The organism is Acetivibrio sp. (genome assembly GCF_035371925.1).
Lineage (GTDB): Bacteria > Bacillota > Clostridia > Acetivibrionales > Acetivibrionaceae > Hungateiclostridium.
In genome coordinates this window covers 1-21,602 of the sequence record NZ_DAORXT010000051.1, presented here as the reverse complement: position 1 = coordinate 21,602, position 21,602 = coordinate 1, and the positions used below count along the sequence as shown (strand labels likewise).

Genomic DNA, 21,602 nt, shown 5'->3' with positions numbered 1-21,602 from the left:
TATGATTGAGTGAGAAAACGAGAGAAAAATGAAGAAATATTAGGGAGGTGATTATATGGCAGGAATAGTAGCAATTGCGGCGAGTATATGTGTACTCACAGGAGTGGCTGCGGGAATAGGTATAAGCGTGGCAACATCCAAGGCAGTGGATGCTGTGGCAAGACAGCCTGAGGCTGCAGACAAGATAAGAAATATTGTGGTTTTGGGTGCGGCGCTGGCAGAAGCAACTGCAATATACGGATTTGTAATAGCGCTGTTAATGGTTTTGTTGAAATAAGAAAGGGAGCTAAAAGATGTGTAGGAAATACAATGCTGCAAGAGAGAAACAGTCTCTTGCAGCAAAGAAAGAGAGGTGCTATTGCCTGTGATATCGGAGTTTATACACATTCCCACATTTATTTATACAGCATTAAATCTTGTGATACTCTATTTGATATTAAAAAGGCTCCTTTTCAAGCCGATGTGGGAGTTTATGGAGAATAGAAAAAATGCCATAAAAGAATCGATGGAAAAAGCAGAAAAGGAAAAATCCGATGCTTTGGAGCTCAAAAACAAATATGAAAGCGAGCTTAATGAGGCATGTGCAAAGGCACAGAAGATAATTAAAGAAGCAGAGGAAAGAGCAAGGCAGGAATATGAAAGAATAATCCGCGATGCCAAAGATGAGGCGGAGGCACTAAAGATAAAGGCAAAGGAAGATATTGAGAGGGAGAAGAATGAGGCTCTCAAGGAAATCAGAAATGAAGTTGTGAGCCTTGCACTTGAGGCAGCATCAAAGGTTTTGGAAGCAAACATGGACACTGAAGAAAACAGGAAGCTGGTAAACAAATTTATTGATGAACAGGGTGTGGCATAAGCTATATAAAAATTTTTGCCGGGATTAATGTTGTGTATTGCTAGGAAGGTGAAGACAATGCAGCTGGTCAATACCAGGTATGCAGAGGCATTAATAGATGTAACCGAAGAAAAGAGTTCAACAGACAAGGTTTTGAATAGTCTTAACGCAATTTTAAAATTGTTTGAACAAAACCCGGAATTTTATACCTTTTTACTTGACCCTAAGGTAAAGATGGAAAGTAAAAAAAAGGCCTTAACTAATGTGCTTAAAGGTAGGGTTGAACAAGAGGTTGTAAATTTTTTAATGCTTCTTATGGATAAAGAAAGACTTAAGAATATCAAGGGAATAACGGATGAGTATATTAGATTTGCAGATGAAAGGAAAAATATACTGATTATGACAATAATTTCTGCATTTCCGCTGGAGGATGTGCAGATTGATAAAATAAAAGAAAAGTATAAAAAACTTTACAACAAGGCTAGTGCAAAAGCCAAAGTGGTAATTGACAAATCCTTGATTGGCGGAATCAAAATACAGATAGGCGACAAGGTTATTGATGATTCAATTAAGGCAAGACTTACGAGTTTGAAAGAAATGATGCTAAAATAAATTTTATATAAAAAGCGTTTAATTATTAATGAAAGGCTTTTTGGCTTGGGGTGATTGACAATGGATTTGAGACCTGAAGAGGTAAGTTCGATAATAAAACAACAGATAGATCAATATGGCAATAAATCTCATGTTGATGATGTGGGATATGTATTGCAGGCAGGGGACGGCATTGCAAGGATATACGGGCTGAACAATTGCATGTCGGGAGAGCTTCTGGAGTTTGAGAACGGTGTATTCGGCATGGCGATGAACCTGGAGGAGGATAACATAGGTTGCGTGCTGTTTCGCGGAGAGAGAGAGATAAAAGAGGGGACATTGGTCAAGAGGACGGGAAAGACAGTTGAGGTTCCAGTGGGAAAGGCCCTTATCGGAAGAATAATTGACCCCCTTGGAAATCCCTTGGACGGTAAAGGGAAAATTGATACGGAAAAGTTTAGACCAATAGAATATCCGGCCCCGTCGGTAATGGACAGAAAACCGGTAAACAGACCCCTTCAAACCGGAATTATGGCAATTGACTCAATGGTTCCCATAGGAAGGGGACAGAGAGAGCTTATTATAGGGGACAGACAGACCGGTAAAACTGCAATTGCCGTGGATACAATACTAAATCAAAAGGGCAAGGATGTTATATGTATTTATGTTGCCATAGGTCAAAAGGCTTCTTCAGTTGCTGAGGTGGTAAGCACTTTGGAGGAAGGAGGAGCCATGGAATATACAGTGGTGGTGTCTTCTACAGCCAGTGAGATGCCCACACTGCAGTATATAGCACCCTATGCCGGCTGTTCCATTGCGGAAGAGTTTATGTACAACGATCATAAAGATGTGTTGATAGTATATGACGACTTGTCCAAACATGCCGTTGCATACAGGGCAATGTCATTGCTTTTGAGAAGACCGCCGGGAAGAGAGGCCTATCCCGGTGATGTATTTTATCTTCATTCGAGGCTTCTTGAGCGGGCGGCACAGCTTAGCGACGAACTGGGGGGCGGCTCAATAACCGCTTTGCCTATAATTGAGACCCAAGTGGGAGACGTTTCGGCATACATTCCGACAAATGTAATATCTATAACCGACGGTCAGATATATCTTGAAACGGAGCTGTTTTATTCCGGACAGAGGCCTGCCGTAAATGTCGGACTCTCAGTTTCGAGAGTTGGCGGTGCGGCACAGATCAAGGCCATGAAAAAGGTTGCAGGGGCACTTAGAATCAACCTTGCCCAATACAGGGAGCTGGCTGTGTTTGCACAGTTTGGCTCAGACCTTGACAGGGCCACAAAAGATAAACTCGTACAGGGAGAAAGACTGGTAGAGAGCTTGAAGCAGTCAAGGCGTGCAACTATGCCGGTGGAAGATCAGGTAATAGTGCTCTATATGGCTACAAACAAGTATCTGATGGATTTACAGGTAAAGGAAGTCAGAAGCTTTAACAAGGAGTTTGTAAAGTTTGTAAACGGCCATTATCCCGAAATCGCTAATGCAATAAGAAGTACAGGGGACCTCAGTGAGGAAATAGAGAGTATGCTGAAGAAAGCCGCAGAGGAGTTTAAGGAGCAGTACGTAAGAACAAAGAAGTAACTGGATTTCAAAAATATAGAGACGGTGATTTAAGATGGCTCATATAAACGAAATAAAGCTCAGGATGAAGAGCATTAAGGAGACCAAACAGATTACAAACGCAATGAAGCTCATATCGGCGGCAAAACTGAAAAAGGCCAAGAAGCAGTTAGAACAGGCAAGCCCCTACTTTGAAAAGGTCAGGTCCACTATGGCGGATATTCTTTTAAGAAGCGGGAAAATAGGAAACAAGTACTTTCATGAAAGGGAAGGCGCAGAAGACATAAAAAAGGCCTATATCGTTATTACGGGAGACAAGGGCTTTGCCGGAGGTTACAACCACAACATAATTAAGTTTACGGAAGAGCATCTTAAACAAGACAAAGAAGCTTTGCTGTTCATTGCCGGAAATGTGGGTAGAAACCATTTCGTAAAAAATAAGTACAACGTATATATGGAATTTGACTATCCGGTTCAAAATCCCAGTATATATACGGCAAGAGAAATAACGGAAATCATTCTGGACCTTTTTGACAAAGGGGTTTTCGATGAAATATATATAATTTATACTCATATGTTTTCCAGTGTGAGAATGGAACCGAAAATCATAAAGCTTTTGCCTTTGGAGCTGGATACTTTGAAGGAACAGCTTCAAATCGGTGAAAATAGCGGCAGGATACTGGACGATTGCATGGAGTATGAACCGGACCCTGAATTTGTATTTAACATATTGGTTCAAAAATATGTTAAAGGAGTGGTATACGGAACCTTTGTGGAATCCTTTACAAGCGAGCAGAATTCCAGAATGAGCGCAATGGATAATGCCACTTCCAATGCAAACGATATGCTAAGGAAGCTGGATCTTTTATACAACAGGGCAAGGCAGTCAAAAATAACGCAGGATATTACCGAAATAGTCGGTGGGGCGGAAGCCTTGAAATAGAAAGAACGATTAAACTTTATAACGGTTAAATTTTATATAATCGAATTCATACTAGAAGAGGAACGAATGGAGTGAAGCAATATGGCGGCCGAGAACGTAGGCACAGTGGTACAGGTAATCGGACCTGTTATAGATATAAGATTTGAGAGAGAAAAACTTCCATCGATATACAATGCTATAAAAATCAATTCAGAAGGAATTGACGTTGTTGCCGAGGTGATGCAGTATACGGGAAATGACACAGTAAGGTGCGTGGCAATGACTTCAACCGATGGGCTGAAAAGAGGAATGAAGGCTATTGACACCGGAGAGCCGATAAAAGTTCCGGTGGGCAAAGAGGTTTTGGGAAGAGTATTTAACGTGATGGGCCAGCCCGTTGACGGCAAGGGAGAAGTAAAAGCAACCGACTATCTTCCGATTCACAGAGAGGCACCGGGGTTCAATGAGCAGAAACCTGTAACGGAGATTTTGGAGACGGGAATAAAGGTAATTGACCTTCTTGCTCCTTACGCCAAAGGAGGAAAGATAGGCTTGTTTGGCGGTGCTGGAGTCGGAAAAACAGTGCTTATAATGGAGCTTATTAGAAATATTGCAACAGAGCATGGAGGATATTCCGTATTTACCGGAGTTGGAGAGAGAACGAGAGAAGGAAATGACCTCTGGAATGAGATGAATGAATCTAAAGTTATAGAAAAAACCGCTTTGGTGTTCGGACAGATGAATGAGCCCCCGGGGTCAAGAATGAGGGTGGGCCTTGCCGGACTTACCATGGCAGAGTATTTCAGGGATGAACTGGGCCAGGATGTGCTTCTTTTCATTGACAATATATTCAGGTTTATTCAAGCAGGTTCCGAAGTATCGGCTCTTTTGGGGAGAATTCCGTCGGCTGTGGGATACCAGCCTACTTTGGCTACGGAAATGGGTGCCCTGCAAGAGAGAATAACCTCTACCAAGAAAGGGTCAATTACTTCGGTACAGGCGGTTTATGTGCCGGCTGACGACCTGACGGACCCTGCTCCGGCAACAACCTTTACTCACCTTGATGCTACCACTGTATTGTCAAGGCATATTGTTGAACAGGGAATTTACCCTGCCGTTGACCCTTTAGACTCTTCTTCAAGGGTATTGGACAGAAGAATTGTCGGCGATGAACACTACACGGTTGCAAGAAAGGTACAGGAAATTTTGCAAAGATACAAGGAGCTTCAGGATATAATTGCGATACTTGGGCTTGATGAACTGTCGGAAGAAGACAAACTCATAGTATTTAGGGCAAGAAAAATACAAAGGTTTCTTTCCCAGCCGTTCTTTGTGGCTGAGACCTACACGGGATATAAAGGCAAGTTTGTCCGCATAAAGGACACAATAAGGGGCTTTAAAGAAATCATTGAGGGTAAAATGGATGATATTCCCGAGGCGGCATTCTATATGGCCGGAACCATTGATGAAGTGTACGAAAGAGCAAAGGGAATGTAGGGGGTGTTATTTTGTCATCAACATTTTATTTGGAAATCCTGACACCCGAAAGAAAGTTTTTTTGGGGTGATGTGGAGAGCGTTATTGTAAAAACCCCTACCGGAGAAATGGGAATATTGAAAGGACATATTCCTACTGTTGTAGTTATTGATATTGGCTCAATAAAAATCAAGAAGGACGGCAAATGGTTTGAAGCTGTCCTAAGTGAAGGATTTATGGAAGTAAAGCAGGACCAGGCAATTATTATTGTGGATACGGCAGAATGGCCTGATGAAATAGATGTAAACAGGGCCAGGGCTGCGAAAGCGCGGGCTGAAGAAAGACTCCAAAGACGGCGGAGTGAGGCTGAGTATATTCAGTCTAAAGCTGCTTTGGCAAGAGCAATGGCAAGGCTTAAGGTAAAAGGAAAATTATAATTTAAAACAATGACTTATCGAAAGCAATATTTTATAATGCCCTTCTTTTTTGTCTTTTTGTAAATTTTCTATAGAAAGCAAGGTTTTTTTACCTTGCTTGGATTAACTATTCACATTTCAGGGAATAATATCTTTGTACCGATTCGAAGTTTTCACCAAGTGGGATTAAAAACAAAATTTCTCCTTTGAAACGGCTGGCGTCATATTGCACAAGCAGCATTGGGAAGGGACAACTGATGCAATTTGAAAAGTCTCTTGATGTGTTTGTGCTTATATATTTAAGTCTCACTTACAATTTTTACATTTTGATAATAAAAATAAATATTATGGGATAATAATGCAACTTATATCAAATGTGCTACATACTTTATAGAATGAAAGACTCGGCCGGTAAATAGCATATTAGTAGTAAGAAAGAAATTTAACTTGGAATTAAACTCAAAACAGTGCAAGGTTTATAAAGTAATCGAGATAATATATGAAATTTGGCCGTAGTGTATCGGCCTACGGTTTACAGAAGCGGTTAATAGATGTGAAAGGTGGATATATATGGATGGAGCAAGACTTTTTGACATTAAAACTTTTAAAGAGATAACGGAGCATAATATGCATATAGACAGTTCGATTAGAGACAAGATAAAAGACAATTTGGAGTCGTTGCTTAATATACGGATTATAGAGTCGGACTTCCATACCGGAGAAAATGAGCGGGTGGATATTATTGCCTTAGGTAGTGAAAACAACCCTTTGATTGTCCTTTTTCAGTCAGTGCCAAGAGAAAGTATGGTAGCAAAAGCCGTATTTTATCTTGATTGGATAACAAACAACAAGAACTTGATTATCAAACTGGTGTCAAAAGCCATTCCCAATATGGTTATTGACAGCATTGATTGGGAAAAGGCTGGTGTTTTTTGTATCGGCTGGGATTTTTCAAGGTATGACCGGTACATGGTGCTCAAAATAGAGAGACCCATTGAATTGATTCAATGTAAAAAATATGACAGGGACCTTCTGGTCATAGAGACAGTTTACAAACCGACAGTTGTGAAGTTCCCAAGGCCTGCGGCTTTGCCTTTGGCAGCACCTTCAAATGTTGAACAGACCAAAGCAAAAAAATATATAAAAGTAAGTCAGACTCCAAGAATCGGTTATTGTCAGATAGAGGACGGCAAGCATTATGTGGTGTTCCCCGGCAAGGAAAAAGGAGAGATACTTGACATACCCGTTTCCATATATCTGGCTCAAAATCAGTTTGTGCTGGTTGACGAATACAACCGGTTTCAGTATGCTTTTCCCTATTGGTTAAATGACAATGAGACAGCAAGTTCAAATGCTGCAAGCTTTGCCGTGGTTATGCTGAAAGATTCGGAGGTCTTTATCGACAAGGGCGATAACGTATTGGTAAAGCTTAATAATATTCCTTCCAATGTGCAGCTTAGGGATAAAAACATTGTATCTGTCGACAGTCAAAACAACTTTTTGAGGTTCTACAAACAGGTAAAGCACAATGCCGACAGCTTTATGATGTCGGCAAAAGCCAAAGGACACACACTGGCCTTTGTACTTAAAATTCTGGATAATGGAGTTTTGCTTCGGGATATTGAAACCGGGAAGGAATTTTTCAAGGATATGGATACTGAAGGAGTCACCTTTAAAGAGCAGCAGATTTTATGCCTTCAAGAGGGAAGTATAGTACATACCTTGACTTCGTGCAAATTCTATACTCTATCTTCGTTTTACGACAAGTTTGAATATGGTACTGTGGAAATAAAAGATGGACTGACCTTTCTTAAAAAACTGTCCGGCGAGATTGTGATAATAAATGATGCGCCGGATTATTTAAGGCCGGGCCAGGTGGCCTATGTGGACGAAAATAACAATTTCTGCGGTATAGAAGATGACGGAGAAGGCCAGGAGGCCGACACTGTAAAGAGAAATGTTTCCAATATCAGTACCTTTAAGAGGGTAAGCAAAAAGGAAAGGATTGAGGTAACAAAGCAGGTTTTGATATTGGGAAATAAAGCCTACGAGAATTCATATAAATTATGCCTTTTAAAATTCGGATACAAGGCAGAGGTACTGGAGGGGTTTGAACCGTGGGCAAAAATCAGCAATGAGCTTAGGGATACCGATGTGGTAGTGGTGGTCACCTCCCATATATCTCATGACAATATGTGGAGAGTAAAGAAAGAGATAACTGATATTCCTGTTGTCTATTCGGAATTTGACGGGGCCAACAGAATATTAGAGCAGGTTATTGCGGCGGAGAACAGCTGGAAAGAAATTCGTACGGCAAGATAGGAACAGGCTTTCAATCAATATTAAATGTATACTGTAATTAGCCGATAAATAATATGACATAAAGCTATTATAGGCATAATTTCGCAGGAAATAACAGTAATTTTTACTTACAATATAAATAGCTTGTGTAAAATTATTACAGGCCGCAAGGCGGGGGGTTCCTATGAAGCGATTTGAAAAAATTCTTGCCATGGCAATTACAGTATGCTTGCTTAATATTTTTCTACCCTTTTCACAATTGAATGTTTTTGCTGCCCCGATTCCGATAAATATCTATGTTGATGATTTTTCAAATGGAGATTTAAATATACGCTGGGATAATGTGGCGGGCACAAAGTCATTTCGCATAAGCTATCACATGCCCGATGGGGGATCTCAGACCATCGAAATCAATGACAGCGTAAATAAATATACAATAACCGGTTTGGACAGCGACTTTATATATGATATTCGTGTGGAATTATTAAATAATTCTGCAAGTGTAATAGCCGAAGGTCTTTTGTTTTTCCTTCCGGGCATTACATTTATGGCATCGAGGGTTGAGCAGACGAGGACAGCCCTTCCGGGCGGAGGTTTTGAGATTGGCGACAAGCCGAGACTGAACCTTAAGTGGATGATGCCGAAGGTCTGGAATGGCGGCGGTGTTGTTAATGCCGGCCAACCCGGTGCGGTAACTTACATAAAGAATAGCTTAAATAGTGTGTACGGCAATGGATTGGACATTACAAGCCTGAACTTTAGGATAAACATTTCCACCAACGCAGGCAATCTAAACAGCGGATCTTCCCAGTCTGCGATAATAATTGAGTATTCGGCTTCCGGCTATACTGCCCATGTTTCGGGTAATGATAGCGTAAAAGCCTCTGTTTTGGGACCCGATTCAAACGGTTATATGAGTGTTGACCTTATTGGAAGAAAAGACGCAAATGCCGAAATTCCTCCTTTGGAGACAAACGGTCTTCCGGACGGGGATATTCTCCCCGGTACGGTTTATTATATGAATATTAAACCTGCCTTTTATAATGATGCCAAAGAGACAAAATACGCCGTTACTGTGGGTAAACCTTCGGACATGAACGGAAGTATTCTTTCGGGAAGCTTTCCTTATACCTATACTCCAATAAGATTTCAGCTGTCTCGCGATTCCTCAAACAACATTTATGTAAAGGTATACAAGGTAAATCAGGGAAGCCTTAATATGCCAAGGATGTTCTATGAAATACAGTCCAGTGATGACCCAACGATACCGGGGGACTGGACTGTCAGGAAGACATTGGACGACAGCTTTTTTGTGCAAGGGTCCGACAGTGCTCTGACTGTCATATCGGGTACCGGCCAAAACAATACAATTTATTATAGAATAGTGGTAAAAACGGAGACATCCATTGACAGAATTGAGTCCGGAAAATTGCCCTATGCTCTTGGGGAGGACTCAAGCAAGTGGTCTGTACCCAGCGGTATAACAATAGTTGACAGAGAGCTGGTGACCAGAAAAGTTATAGATGCCAACGGTAAAGAGGTGCTCCAGAAGTCCAGCAACATTACGATTTCCTGGGAAAAACCGGCCAACTGGAATGAAATCAAAACAAATACCGATACTGACAAGGATATGGTTTTCCATGTACTGTTAAATACCAGTCAGAAGGAAATAACCACCGAACCGTATCCGGAACTAAGGGATGACGATACTTCCTATGGGTATTTCCCACTAAAATACAGAAGGGTGATATATTTCTCTTCAAAAGCTGTAAAAGAGGTGGGAAACCGCCTGGAGTATACAATAAAAGGATTTGAGCTCTTTAAAGGTGAGTATTTTACAGGATATGATGCTGGCGGCAATCCTGTAATCGTAGAAGAGAGTATCGATAATACCGAAGGTTATCCTGACTTCCTGCTGCCCAACAAAGTATATTATATGCAGATGTATACAACAAGCGCAGCCAACAGAAACACCACCAATATTGAAGAAATGTCCGACAAATCTGTAATAGTAAGCTTTACAACCCGTGCAGCGCAAGAAATGGACGTTCCTCTTCCAAAGAATTTTGTGGTTACAAAAAATGATGCTAATGTTACGATTGACCAGGATACTCAGCAGGTTATTGTATCAAATTACATAGAGCTGCAGTTTGACAAGCTCAACATCAATTGGAAAAACTATGTGGCGGACACTTCGGTTTCAAAAGCTGTTTATTATGATTTATACATGAGCACAAGAACGGACATAACCTCATTTAAGTTTGTGGGAAGTACTGAAAATCCGAAAGGTGATGTGTTATTTGTAGGGACAAATGACGACAGTAGCTCGATAAGAGCCACCATAAGCAATTTCTCTCCCGGAACGGATGGTTATACGCTTTTTGGAGAAAAATTAAGACCCAATACCACATATTATTTTGTAATAAAGACAAGGCTGTCGATAAGTACACTGTCCGAGGACAAAATATCAAAGCCTTCGGCAATTCTTGCGGTGACTACGGTTCGGGGCGTGATGGGAGAACCGGATGAATCCGCAAAGAGACCTCTTACACCAACGGATTTTAATATTGCAAAAGATCAAAAGGGAAATCCGTTGGTTGACAGCTTGAGCGTGGTATTTTCATGGAACTGGGCGGAAAATGACGTATATTATGAAATAATATGCACTTCAAGAAGAGTCGAGCCCAACGAAGGGGACTATGACGGCTCGGAGGATGCCATATACCAAAGCTTTAATGCTGAATTCGGAAATGTAATCTTAGACCCTTCATTGCCGGTGCTTGCCAAAAACTTTGAGCTTGATCCCCTAACCAAACAGTTGAGGTATACAGTAGATTCCTGGCTGTTTCCGAATAGGCTTTATTACTTTAGCATAAGAGCGGTAAAGAGTAGTGATCCCACAAATTACAGCTTGTGGGTTTCAATCCCGGTTACCACAATTTTGATAGAACAGCCGTCCATGCTGGAGGCGGTTAAAGACGCACAGTTGGGATTTTACTTTAATGACAGTGATATTAATGCAAGGACGGAAGACTACAGTATATACATAAAACCGGAAGATGACTTGAAATTCGGCCAGGTGGCAAGAAACAGGTACACCATAGTGAGGTTGGGAGCAATCAACTATGTAAGGCTTTCAAACCTTGAATTTGATACAGCTTACGATATAAATGTATATAAGAAAAATAAAAGCGAACCGGTCTTTACGGCCCAATCCTTGAAAACAAGGGACGGAGGCCACGAGCTGGAAGCCAAGTGGAGAGGTCTTCCGGGATACAAGTACGAGCTTGCAATAAAAACCTTGGCAGACGATGACTATATTGAGCTTTCCGATGAGGACCTGGAGGAATATATAAATTACGACGGAAAGATACTTCCGTATTATAAAGAAAAAGACCCCAAAGCAAATACCATGAACTATGAATACTTCTATGCAAGAATAAAGACGTATCCTGTAAAAATGCAGGACGGAAGTATAAAGCATGAGGAGCTTAAGTCCAACACAAAATATTATATCAAGGTACGCGCAGTAAGGATTGACCCTGTGGATTCAACTATTGTCTCATACTCAAAATATATAGGGCCTGTTGAAGTCAGAACGGAATTCAACCAGGATGATTACGACGAAGAGGACAACAACAATAAAAAAGAAGCAAAGTTTTTGGATAAAATCCGAGAGTTTGAGGAGGCGCTGTACTGGAGAATTGATATAAGAAACGGAAATTACAACAAGCTTCTTCTAAAAGAAGACCGGATGGTAAATGCAATTCAAAACAACGGACCATATCCCTTTACCTTGGATATATCCAATATTAATGAAGGTGCCGGCACGGACGTAGTATATGTTCCGGGCAGTGTGATAGAGGTCTTGGAGACAGACAACACAAGTCTTGTAATTAAGACCATAGGTGCGGAGTACACCTTAAGGCCGGGAACTATTGATACCGAAAGCAAAGAAGTTGTTGCTCTTCATGACAACTCAAATGTCAAGGGAATATACTATAAATTTACCATAAAGCGTTTGCAAAAATCGGCCAAGAGCTTGCCGGAGGGAGCCGAGGCTGCATCCCAAATAAACAGTGTCAGCCTGGAAGCTGTGGGGACAAGCTTTACCTATTCCCAAATCAGAGATGAAATACACAACAAGTTGTACAACAAAGAATCGGGGCTCGTTCAGGAAAAACTTAATAAGCTTTTGAGCCGGGATAACAAAAAAAGCAAATATACTAATATTGATGAAGAGATTTTAGAGCTTATAGGAGAGATTGAGGAGGATTTGTCAGTATTTATCAAAAACAGGATTGACACCACAAGCGGCTCTTACTCCATAGTGGTGGGCACTAAAGTAATAAAGGACTTTGACAAACCTATGATGACGAAGCTGACCTTTACCGATAAACCAGGCTTGAAGACTCCCGGAGTATGGTACGAAGGAGAAGGAAAATGGAAAAAGCTTTCATCCAATACGGTTTACATTGGAAACAGCGCATTGTTCAACACTATAAAAACCGGTGAATACGCCGTGCTCGTTTTTGCGGCAGCTCCATCGGATGTGCCGGATGGGTACTCCTATTCCGGGGACATAAAAATTCTTATGTCAAAATATGATTTAAGAGATGTTTTCGGTAATCTGGACTCCTTCTATCCGGAGGATAATGTTAAAGTAAAGGAAGCAATTTTGCTTTATGAAAAGGTTACAAACAAAGAAGGAACAAGTCATGGACTTACCATAAGCCAGAAGGCCGAAAAGTACGGTCTTAAGAGCCTCGTGGGTGTTGGTGGTGTTACAAGGGATATAACCCGTCAGGAAATAGCCTTAATAATAATGAAAGTGTATTGTGAAAAGACAGGTGTAAATATTCAGAGCCTGATACCCAAAAGATATGTCTATATAAGCGATGAAAGAGATGTTGACAGTAGCTTGCTAAAACCCGTTCTGCTGGTATTGGATTTGGAAGTAATGACAGTTGGCGAAAATGGCGCATTTGGGCCTAAAAAACCTGTTACCCGGGCAGAACTGGTAGAGTCTTTTGTAAAAATACTTGAGATTACCAAGGAAATATAAGGAGACATGATGAAAATGACAAGAGCTAAGAGAGCTATCGGACTAATATTGTTAATAAGCCTGATTATCCAACTAAATATCATAAATACAGCTTGGGCTATTGATACAGAACCTCAATCGGCTCCTTCAAAGCTTAGGATTGAACCGCAAAATCCTGGGGAGCCTGCCATTGGCTATAGTGAATTTGATAAATATTATGTCGATTTTAAATGGAATGTGAGCTTTCCCTCTTATTCCATTTCGAAATACCTTAACTTCTACGTGCAGGAAATATCAAAGCCTTACAGGGCGGCCAAACCCCGTACATTGAAGGCAAAGGATGTTTCCGGAAATTTAGATTCGTATCGCTTAAAGGATCTGAATTCAGGTACCATCTACTATGTGGATGCGACTGCCTATCACACATTTGCCGAAGACAGCAAATTGTACAGAAGCGCGGAATCGCCGGCTTCAAACAGAGTGAAGGTTTTGACCGAGATAGATGTTGACGCATATTCCATCTCTACAAACAAGATTAAGATAGAATGGGATGATGTTTGGAACACCAACGGCAGAATAGACTACAAGCTTTATATTTCCGAAAACGGCAATTTCACCAATACACCGCCGATATACATAGGCAAAGACCAGATAGGACCGGACAAGCCGGTAAAGGTGAATGAGTCTACAGGAAAGCTTGAGTATATTCATACAGCCAGAGACCCGGGAAGGGTTTACTACATCAGAATTGAGCCGGATGTTAATGATTCCGAACTCAAAAAGAATCCGTACAGCCCAACCGTTATTGTCAGCAGCTACATTTTGGTTAAGACCACAAAAATAGCTTCTGCTGACTCTGGGATTATTTGGAAGCTGGAGTGGAGCCCTGTTGTTACCGGACTTAGCGACAGTAACATAAAAGTCAAATATCAGATTTATAGGGGGCGAGTGGACTCTAGCGACCTGGCTCAATACATGGCGGCTGTGGACGGTACCGATTTTTTTGTCACGCTTCCGCCCGGAGAGGCTGAACACTACTTTATAATCAGGGCAATTGTAACCCGAGATGGTCTTGATGTATATGAAGGCATAAAGATAGAATCCGAAAGAATAATAGTAAGAGAGCAGGAAGCTCCTTCTTATCCCGCGGCTCCCGTATTGGTGGACAAATTTGAAAAAGCTCCGGGAGAGACTATTATAAGCTATGATGAAGAACTCAAACCCAATAGTGCGACAATTTTGTGGAAAGCTCCCACCCGCGGGGACGGGCAGGTGGACAATGATATTACCTATGACATATGGATTATAGACGATCCGAACCTTATTGACAACCCGCCGGAGAGCAAAAAAATTGCCTGGAGCGTGTCAATGGGAAGCAGCAACCGTATAATTAGCGGAGATGCCCTTATTGGCTATAAATACGTTGTTTCGAATTTGACTCCCAACTCCACCTATTATTTAAAAATAGTTGCAAAGAAGCAGTTTGTTGAATATGTTGACGATATACTCCAAAATGTCGAATATATATCCGACCCTGCCATAAAGGTTATTATTACTCCGGCCGATGAGCCGATAAATCAGCCCAATGTGCCGGCAAAGCCGCCTCTTAAAGTAAAGAAGGATTCGAACGGGCAGAACATGGTTACGGAAAGTTCGGTGACAATACAGATTAAAAACCTGTGGTATGAAGAATATAATTTTAGTGAAAACAAATGGGAATACATACGCACTGAAAAACTTCATTACAATGATGTACCTCCTTTTGACCCTCAGCCGTCCGTTGTGGATGATGTTTATTACAGAAAAGTGTCTTATGATTCCGGTGTAAAAATAAATGTCGGATGTGTTGAGTATAGGGAAGGCATGTCCTATGATGAGCTCAAATATCTTCCGGCAGATAAAGTAGTTAATTTCCCTGTTGATCCAAATGACCCGTGGGAAAACCCGGACCTCAATCCTGACGGGAAAAAACACAACGTGGATATTACAGTTACCGGTCTTGAGCCCAATAAAGTGTATGTTATATGGGTGAGAGCGGCAAGACCCAGTGCAAACCTTGTGTCCGAACCTTCGGACCCGATAATAGTCACAACAAACCCGGTTATAATACCTCCTTTGGAAAAGCCGGTGGTGCCTTCATTCAACTATCACGTGGCTGCGGACACATACATTGATTTGGGCTGGGAGTTTAACCCGGAACACAATTACTATCTGAAATACGGACTTTCCGACAATATAAATACGGCAACGGGAAGTGTGAAAGTAACTCCGGAAGATTTAAAAAATTCTATATACACCAGAATAACAGGCTTAACTCCAAACACCCTGTATTATTTTTGGGTACAGGCGGAAGCTGTCGGCAAAGACGGAGAGACAATAAAGTCCGAGTGGAGCGATTCCTATCTGGTAAGGACTCTTGCATATATTCCGCCGGATACGCCAAAGGGATTCGGTATTAAAAACACTTCCGATGCAATTACAAAGAACAGTATTACATATGAATGGATGCAGGAAGAGGATTTAGAGTATATTCTTGAGGTTGCCGGTGACGTAGATTACAAGGATGCTGTGGAATACAAGGTGGGAAAGGCCTCGGAGTTTACCGTGGGGGGACTTTTGTCGAACCACAGGTATTATGCAAGGCTGTATTCCTATGATCCTTCGAAAAATTTGAAATCCAATCCTACCCAGAGTGTGACTGTGAGAACTAGAAGAAGCAGTGATGACTATGATTCCGACGAGGATATTGATACTGTCATAATCGGTGATTTTGTAAATAAAGCAAAAACCGTCAAAGATGGAGTCTGGGATGTTAAGATAGTCGGGGTTGATGCGGATAGATTTGTAGAATATGTAATAAATGACAATAAACTAGATGTCACGGTCAAACTCAATGATCCGCCCCAGGCATATAAAAAACTGAGAATACTAGTTTCCGACAAGGTGTTTAAATCCCTGACCGAGCTTTCGGAAAATGTTACTTTTAAAATGAAAGATTTTTCCCTTGTTATAAGACCGGGAACAATAACAACGGCAAACTTCAATCCTTTGGCGGGAAAGGCTTCGGGTGTAAATTACGAGATAACCATTTCGCATCTGGGTAATACCGGAACAAATGTAAAGAACATGATGTTTAAAACCGAGACCATAAAAATAGAAATAGGTGTAGTCGATGGCGGCAATGTAATACCTGTAAGTTCCGTCCTAAAGCCTCTTAAGGTTCTTTCGGAATATGACGATACCGACAGGTTCACCGAAGGCAAGACATCCGGCTTTTTATACGACGGAGAAACCGGCAAGTGGAAAAGGCTTCAAACAGCATATGATTACAACTATGACAGAAATATAGGAACTCTTGCTTTTGAAACCTTAAAACTTGGAAATACCGCGATAGCCGAGTTGGACAAGGACTTTTTTGACGACATATATTATCATCCTTATGAGACCAGCATAAATAACGTTGCATCCTTGCATGAGCTAAAAAGTGTGCCGACAAGACTTTTTGGACCCGACAATTATGCTTCTTTGGGAGACACAGTAAAGTTTATGCTGGATGTGTTGGATTACGAGTATGGAAGCGACTTTATGAACAACGCTTTGAAAGCCGGATTTATTACATCCAATGACATCAAGGCTTCAAGCAGGAACTGCACTGTGGGTGAGGCTTATAAAATGATAATAAGGCTGTTTGAGCTGAAAACCGGAAAACTGTTGGACGCAAAAACCAAGTCGGAGTTCATTGAAAAAAATGGATTTGAGTTGGTAAGAGATGGCGGTAAAACGGTAATGACCAATGAGCCGATAAAAAGACATGAAGTTCTTGTGCTTATTGAAAAACTATTGGTATATGTTGGAGAATTGGAATAAAAAACAAGGTTGATTTCTACTTTAAAAAAGAGGATTTGAGGTAGGAAATAATGAATATAAAGACGGTGTGTGTGAGCATAATATTAATATTGCATGTTTTGCTTGTGAGTGTTCAAAATGTCAGTGCTCACGGAGCTGTGTATGAGACACGGCAAATTGATGAAAACAAAATAAGGATAACACTAAAGTGGTCCGATGAAGACAAAGAAAAAAACAAAGGCAAAGGCATTGCCATTGCCTACTATTACCTGGTAAACGGCAAAACGCTGTATATAGGTTATGAGACGGTTGACACAGAAAACCGGTCATATCTTGACTACGATTTGACCGGTGCAGTTCCGCCGCTTAGAATAATCCTTTCAAACATTGACGATGCTGATTGGGTACCTTTTAACGATATTAAAGGCATTGAGGCCAAGGAGTATATTACCCATCTCCATGATGCCGGAATTGTGAACGGAATGCCGGACGGTTCCTTCAGGCCCGAAAGTAATATTACCAGGGCAGAGTTTATGGTTCTTCTGGTAAAGGCATTAAATCTGGAAGGAACGGCAGAAGATACTTTCGGATTTACGGATATTGACGGGCATTGGGCAAGGGATATAATACTTGTGGCAGCAAAACACGGATTGATTTCAGGTTATGAGGACGGGACGGTAAGACCCGATCGCCCTATAACTTTGGCTGAGGCCTGTTCCGTTATAGCGAGAGCGTTTAACTTTAAAACCACAAAAAACGGAATTTATTCAAAATTAAATCCTGATAAATGGTACAGCAAATCAGTAAAAAAAATGTTTGATGTAGGTATTCTATCGGTTAATGACAGTCTGTACAAGAATTTTAACGAGGAAGCCCCAATAGACAGGGCCAACTGTTCAATGATGGTAAGCAGGGCACTTTCCACGTATTAAACATCAAAAGAAACCAGCTCCTTTGTTGCATTAAACTATTTAACTTACGATTTTGCATTACGTCAAAAGAAGTTTACAATAATTCAACGCCGCTTTTTTGGGAGGTGGTTAATCAAAAGGGCACTTCTTTTGCAATTGAAAATTTCAAACAGTTCTTAAAAAATAATATATGTATATCCCCATCTTAAAAAGGCAATAATTCTACTATAGCTGCGTCCATTTCTAAAGAAGCTGTACAAAATGGCAGAAGAGGGGGATATATATGAAACTTTCGTCTAAACACTTTTATTTGATAATAATCTTAATTATACTATTTACAATTGGGTATGCAAAGCTATATTATAATAAAGGGTCATCTTCAACTGCCTTGAAAGAAGCTTTTATAGCGTCGGGGGCAACCCTTGCCAATACCGAATTTTATGCATGGACAAAAACAGAAAAAAGTTTTGAAGAATTGACAAAAATCATTGACAGTCTTGCGAAAGATATAAATGTGGAGAATAACGAACTTTTTTCAAGAAGGCTGATATCAAATGACCGGATTGACAAGATAGAGATAATCGGGACTATTGGCAAAGGAAAGATGATAAACATATGCGCCCAGTCCAATAGAAGTGAGAAAGACCCGGAAAAAGCTTATATTTCTTTAAGTCTTACTTCAGGGCCTGACGAATTTGGACTTGAGGACATACATGATGATTTGATTAATGTTTTTCACAAGTATAAAATTGAGTCGGAATTAAATATATGTATGACCGGATATTTTGAAGGAAGGATGGATTACAAGGATTTAAACAAAATTAGCAAGAAAATACTCAAAAGCGCAGGGGCTAAAAAGGTAAACGGTATTGCAGAAAACAATTTAATAAGTGTTTCGGCCTTTGCTCCCGGTATTGACAACTCAATACTGGTAAACGGCGAAAAGGTGAATATGAACATTGCAATCAGGTATAATTCTTACGAAGACAGGACATACATATGGCTTGCGACACCTGTGATAACTGTTGAATATTAATGAAAGCAGCCGCGCAAGGTCAATACAAAAGATAAATTACAAAAAAACGAAAGGAAGAATCGACGTGCCCAAATTAATTGTAACTGAAGGAAAGCCTTTAAGAGGAAAGGTAAGGATTAGCGGCGCAAAGAACTCTGTTCTGCCTATTATTGCCGCCTCAATTTTAGGGGACAGGGAAAGCATTATTGAGGAAGTTCCGGACCTCACTGATGTAAAAATTATGTGTGAGCTTTTAGAGTCCTTTGGAGTAGACGTTAGATTTTGTGAAGAGAAGGCGAAGCTTTGCATTAACACACAGGATATTGCAAATACAACAGCGCCTTATGAGTTGGTAAATAAAATGAGGGCATCAATTCTTGTTATGGGTCCGCTTTTGGCCAGAACAGGAATAGCCAAAATTTCCCTCCCGGGAGGATGCGCTATAGGTACAAGGCCTGTGGATTTGCATCTAAAGGGATTTGCGGCAATGGGAGCTGAAATAGAACAAGGTCACGGTTATATAGAAGCAAGAGTAAACGGAAGATTGAAAGGAAGCAAGATATATTTGGATTTTCCGAGCGTAGGTGCCACGGAAAATATTATGATGGCTGCAGTTTTGGCAGAGGGCCAGACAATTATTGAAAACGCAGCTATCGAACCGGAGATTGTGGATCTTGCCACATATCTTACTGCCATGGGTGCCGATATAAAGGGAGCAGGTACAGATACCATTAAGATAAACGGCGTCCACAGACTGAGAGGAACCAATCATGCGGTAATACCCGACAGGATCGAAGCGGGAACATTTATGGTGGCCGCAGCAGTGACCGGCGGAGATGTAATTATTGAGAATATTGTACCCGACCATGTAAAGCCGATTACTGCAAAGCTTAGAGAAGCGGGCGTTGAAGTATCTGAGGAGCTCTCAAGCATACATGTAAAAGCCGGCGATGCAATAAAACCTTTTGATATAAAGACCCATCCGTATCCCGGTTTTCCGACGGATATGCAGGCACAGATGACTTCTTTGATGACCAAGGCAGACGGGACCAGCATGGTTATTGAGACCATTTTTGAAAACAGGTTCATGCATTTGGCCGAGCTCAAAAGAATGGGAGCAAACGTTAAAATCGAGGGAAGAAGCGCGATTATTGAAGGCAACAGCAGACTTACTGGGGCAAAGGTAAGGGCAACGGACTTAAGAGCCGGTGCTGCCCTTGTTTTGGCTGGCCTTGTAGCAGAAGGCGTTACCGAGGTTACGGAAATAGAGCATATTGAAAGAGGGTACGTGAGAATACACGAAAAATTAAATTCCCTTGGAGCAAACATTCAAAGAGTGGAAGAAGACTAATAAAATTTTTATAAAGTAAAATGAAGTACATATTAAAGGACGTAAAGGTTAACCCTTTCGTCCTTTAATTATCCCTTCTAATACTTTTCACTGTCCGTAAAAGAAGAATAACTTGCGATTTGCAATCATATTTATTATTACTGACATGCATTACATGGAAGAATCTACTAAACTTCGGGAAAAGGTACGGACAATGAAAAGATTCGTTAGATATGTTCTGTTAATGACAATAATAGTAGTTATACTTCCTCTGATTATTGTAAAAGGGTGCAGTACAGTGATTGAGGATATTGTACCCGAGGAAAAAGAGGATTTGACGCTAAAGGTATATATAAAAGACGCGGATGAAGTTCAAGAAATGTCCCTGGAAGAGTATCTTAAAGGTGTGGTTGCTGCTGAAATGCCTGCGGATTTTGAATTGGAGGCTCTTAAGGCACAGGCAGTTGCTGCCCGTACCTATGTATACGGGAGAATGAAAAAATTCTATTCGCCAAAAGAAGATACCCACAAGGGGGCCGACATCTGTACCGACCCGGGCCATTGCCAGGCATGGACAAAAAAGGGGGATGCAATGGCAAAATGGGGAAATCTCAGAGCCTTTGACAATTGGAGCAAAATTGAAAGGGCAGTTAGGGAAACCGAGGGAGTAATCATTTTGTACGACAAAAAGGTGGTAAATCCGGTATTTCATGCAAACAGCGGAGGAATGACCGAGAATTCGGAAGATGTCTGGGAAGGCGTTGAAGTACCCTATCTAAAGAGTGTAAAGAGTGAAGGCGAAGATAAAAGTGAGGGATATAAGGTTTCGGCTGTGTTTAAGGAAGAGGATATAACGAAAAAGCTCAAGGATCAATACCCGGATATGGATTTAGAGCCGGAAGACCTGGTAGATGAGATTGAAATATTGGAAAGAACCAAGGCGGGAAGGGTGAAGGAAATCAAAATAGAAGATGTGGTTATCAAGGGTACGGAGTTAAGGAGTCTTTTGGGTCTAAGATCCACAAATTTCAATATAGAAAAGGGAGAGAACGGAGAAGTTGTAATAACAACGATTGGATACGGTCACGGAGTAGGTATGAGCCAATGGGGAGCAAACAACCTGGCAAAAAACGGCGGAACCTACGAGGAGATTCTAAAGCATTATTATACAGGGATATACCTTGACACCATCGAAAATTTTGAAGCATCCAGCCAGTAACTTTAAAAATTAAATATTTTTTCATCTTCATGTATATTGCTGCCATATACGGCAACAATAATATATGGAGCATTCCTGTAATGAAACAAAATGATCTTTGAAAAAGAAGATGCCA

The 21,602-nt window shown here is 40.9% G+C and carries 14 protein-coding genes; all 14 read left to right on the top strand.

The window, feature by feature from the left end:
- Positions 1–55: 55 nt before the first annotated feature.
- Positions 56–277 carry an ATP synthase F0 subunit C gene (gene atpE / locus PLH43_RS08395; protein WP_069195641.1) on the top strand — a complete coding sequence of 74 codons (222 nt, stop codon included), beginning with the start codon at positions 56–58 and terminating at the stop codon, positions 275–277.
- 27 nt (positions 278–304) lie between these two features.
- Positions 305–856, top strand: coding sequence for a F0F1 ATP synthase subunit B (gene atpF, locus PLH43_RS08390; RefSeq protein ID WP_324362011.1), 552 nt, complete (start codon positions 305–307; stop codon positions 854–856).
- A 57-nt stretch (positions 857–913) separates the two neighbouring features.
- Positions 914–1,447 carry a F0F1 ATP synthase subunit delta gene (locus tag PLH43_RS08385; protein ID WP_324362006.1) on the top strand — a complete coding sequence of 178 codons (534 nt, stop codon included), beginning with the start codon at positions 914–916 and terminating at the stop codon, positions 1,445–1,447.
- A 60-nt stretch (positions 1,448–1,507) separates the two neighbouring features.
- Complete coding sequence (gene atpA / locus PLH43_RS08380; RefSeq protein WP_324362005.1) at positions 1,508–3,028, top strand: F0F1 ATP synthase subunit alpha; 1,521 nt, start codon at positions 1,508–1,510, stop codon at positions 3,026–3,028.
- Between the two features lie 34 nt (positions 3,029–3,062).
- The gene (gene atpG, locus PLH43_RS08375) at positions 3,063–3,950 is read left to right on the top strand and encodes an ATP synthase F1 subunit gamma (RefSeq protein ID WP_324362003.1); all 888 of its coding nucleotides are present in this window, start codon (positions 3,063–3,065) and stop codon (positions 3,948–3,950) included.
- 81 nt (positions 3,951–4,031) lie between these two features.
- On the top strand, positions 4,032–5,426 hold the full coding sequence (atpD, locus tag PLH43_RS08370; protein WP_324362001.1) for a F0F1 ATP synthase subunit beta: 1,395 nt from the start codon (positions 4,032–4,034) through the stop codon (positions 5,424–5,426).
- 11 nt (positions 5,427–5,437) lie between these two features.
- Positions 5,438–5,842 carry a F0F1 ATP synthase subunit epsilon gene (locus PLH43_RS08365; RefSeq protein WP_324361999.1) on the top strand — a complete coding sequence of 135 codons (405 nt, stop codon included), beginning with the start codon at positions 5,438–5,440 and terminating at the stop codon, positions 5,840–5,842.
- Between the two features lie 549 nt (positions 5,843–6,391).
- A complete protein-coding gene (locus PLH43_RS08360; RefSeq protein WP_324361997.1) occupies positions 6,392–8,143 on the top strand; it encodes a DUF2325 domain-containing protein in 1,752 nt (583 codons plus the stop codon).
- Positions 8,144–8,306: 163 nt separating this feature from the next.
- Positions 8,307–13,187: an S-layer homology domain-containing protein gene (locus PLH43_RS08355; RefSeq protein ID WP_324361995.1), complete on the top strand. Its 4,881-nt coding sequence runs from the start codon at positions 8,307–8,309 to the stop codon at positions 13,185–13,187.
- A gap of 15 nt (positions 13,188–13,202) precedes the next feature.
- Entirely contained in the window at positions 13,203–17,033 is a 3,831-nt protein-coding gene (locus PLH43_RS08350; RefSeq protein ID WP_324361993.1) for a fibronectin type III domain-containing protein, read from the top strand.
- Positions 17,034–17,083: 50 nt separating this feature from the next.
- On the top strand, positions 17,084–17,944 hold the full coding sequence (locus PLH43_RS08345; RefSeq protein WP_324361991.1) for an S-layer homology domain-containing protein: 861 nt from the start codon (positions 17,084–17,086) through the stop codon (positions 17,942–17,944).
- Positions 17,945–18,206: 262 nt separating this feature from the next.
- Positions 18,207–18,959 carry a YwmB family TATA-box binding protein gene (locus tag PLH43_RS08340; protein ID WP_324361989.1) on the top strand — a complete coding sequence of 251 codons (753 nt, stop codon included), beginning with the start codon at positions 18,207–18,209 and terminating at the stop codon, positions 18,957–18,959.
- Positions 18,960–19,023: 64 nt separating this feature from the next.
- Positions 19,024–20,289, top strand: coding sequence for a UDP-N-acetylglucosamine 1-carboxyvinyltransferase (gene murA / locus PLH43_RS08335; RefSeq protein WP_324361987.1), 1,266 nt, complete (start codon positions 19,024–19,026; stop codon positions 20,287–20,289).
- A gap of 193 nt (positions 20,290–20,482) precedes the next feature.
- Positions 20,483–21,487 carry a stage II sporulation protein D gene (gene spoIID, locus PLH43_RS08330; protein WP_324361985.1) on the top strand — a complete coding sequence of 335 codons (1,005 nt, stop codon included), beginning with the start codon at positions 20,483–20,485 and terminating at the stop codon, positions 21,485–21,487.
- The last annotated feature ends 115 nt before the right edge of the window (positions 21,488–21,602 follow it).

What these genes read in the sequence shown, in the direction of transcription:
- PLH43_RS08355 (WP_324361995.1), top strand. Translation starts at nt 8,307, where the DNA reads ATGAAGCGATTTGAAAAAATTCTTGCCATGGCAATTACAGTATGCTTG.
- atpA (WP_324362005.1), top strand. Translation starts at nt 1,508, where the DNA reads ATGGATTTGAGACCTGAAGAGGTAAGTTCGATAATAAAACAACAGATA.
- atpE (WP_069195641.1), top strand. Translation starts at nt 56, where the DNA reads ATGGCAGGAATAGTAGCAATTGCGGCGAGTATATGTGTACTCACAGGA.
- PLH43_RS08360 (WP_324361997.1), top strand. Translation starts at nt 6,392, where the DNA reads ATGGATGGAGCAAGACTTTTTGACATTAAAACTTTTAAAGAGATAACG.
- spoIID (WP_324361985.1), top strand. Translation starts at nt 20,483, where the DNA reads ATGAAAAGATTCGTTAGATATGTTCTGTTAATGACAATAATAGTAGTT.
- PLH43_RS08345 (WP_324361991.1), top strand. Translation starts at nt 17,084, where the DNA reads ATGAATATAAAGACGGTGTGTGTGAGCATAATATTAATATTGCATGTT.
- PLH43_RS08340 (WP_324361989.1), top strand. Translation starts at nt 18,207, where the DNA reads ATGAAACTTTCGTCTAAACACTTTTATTTGATAATAATCTTAATTATA.
- PLH43_RS08350 (WP_324361993.1), top strand. Translation starts at nt 13,203, where the DNA reads ATGACAAGAGCTAAGAGAGCTATCGGACTAATATTGTTAATAAGCCTG.
- atpD (WP_324362001.1), top strand. Translation starts at nt 4,032, where the DNA reads ATGGCGGCCGAGAACGTAGGCACAGTGGTACAGGTAATCGGACCTGTT.
- PLH43_RS08385 (WP_324362006.1), top strand. Translation starts at nt 914, where the DNA reads ATGCAGCTGGTCAATACCAGGTATGCAGAGGCATTAATAGATGTAACC.
- atpG (WP_324362003.1), top strand. Translation starts at nt 3,063, where the DNA reads ATGGCTCATATAAACGAAATAAAGCTCAGGATGAAGAGCATTAAGGAG.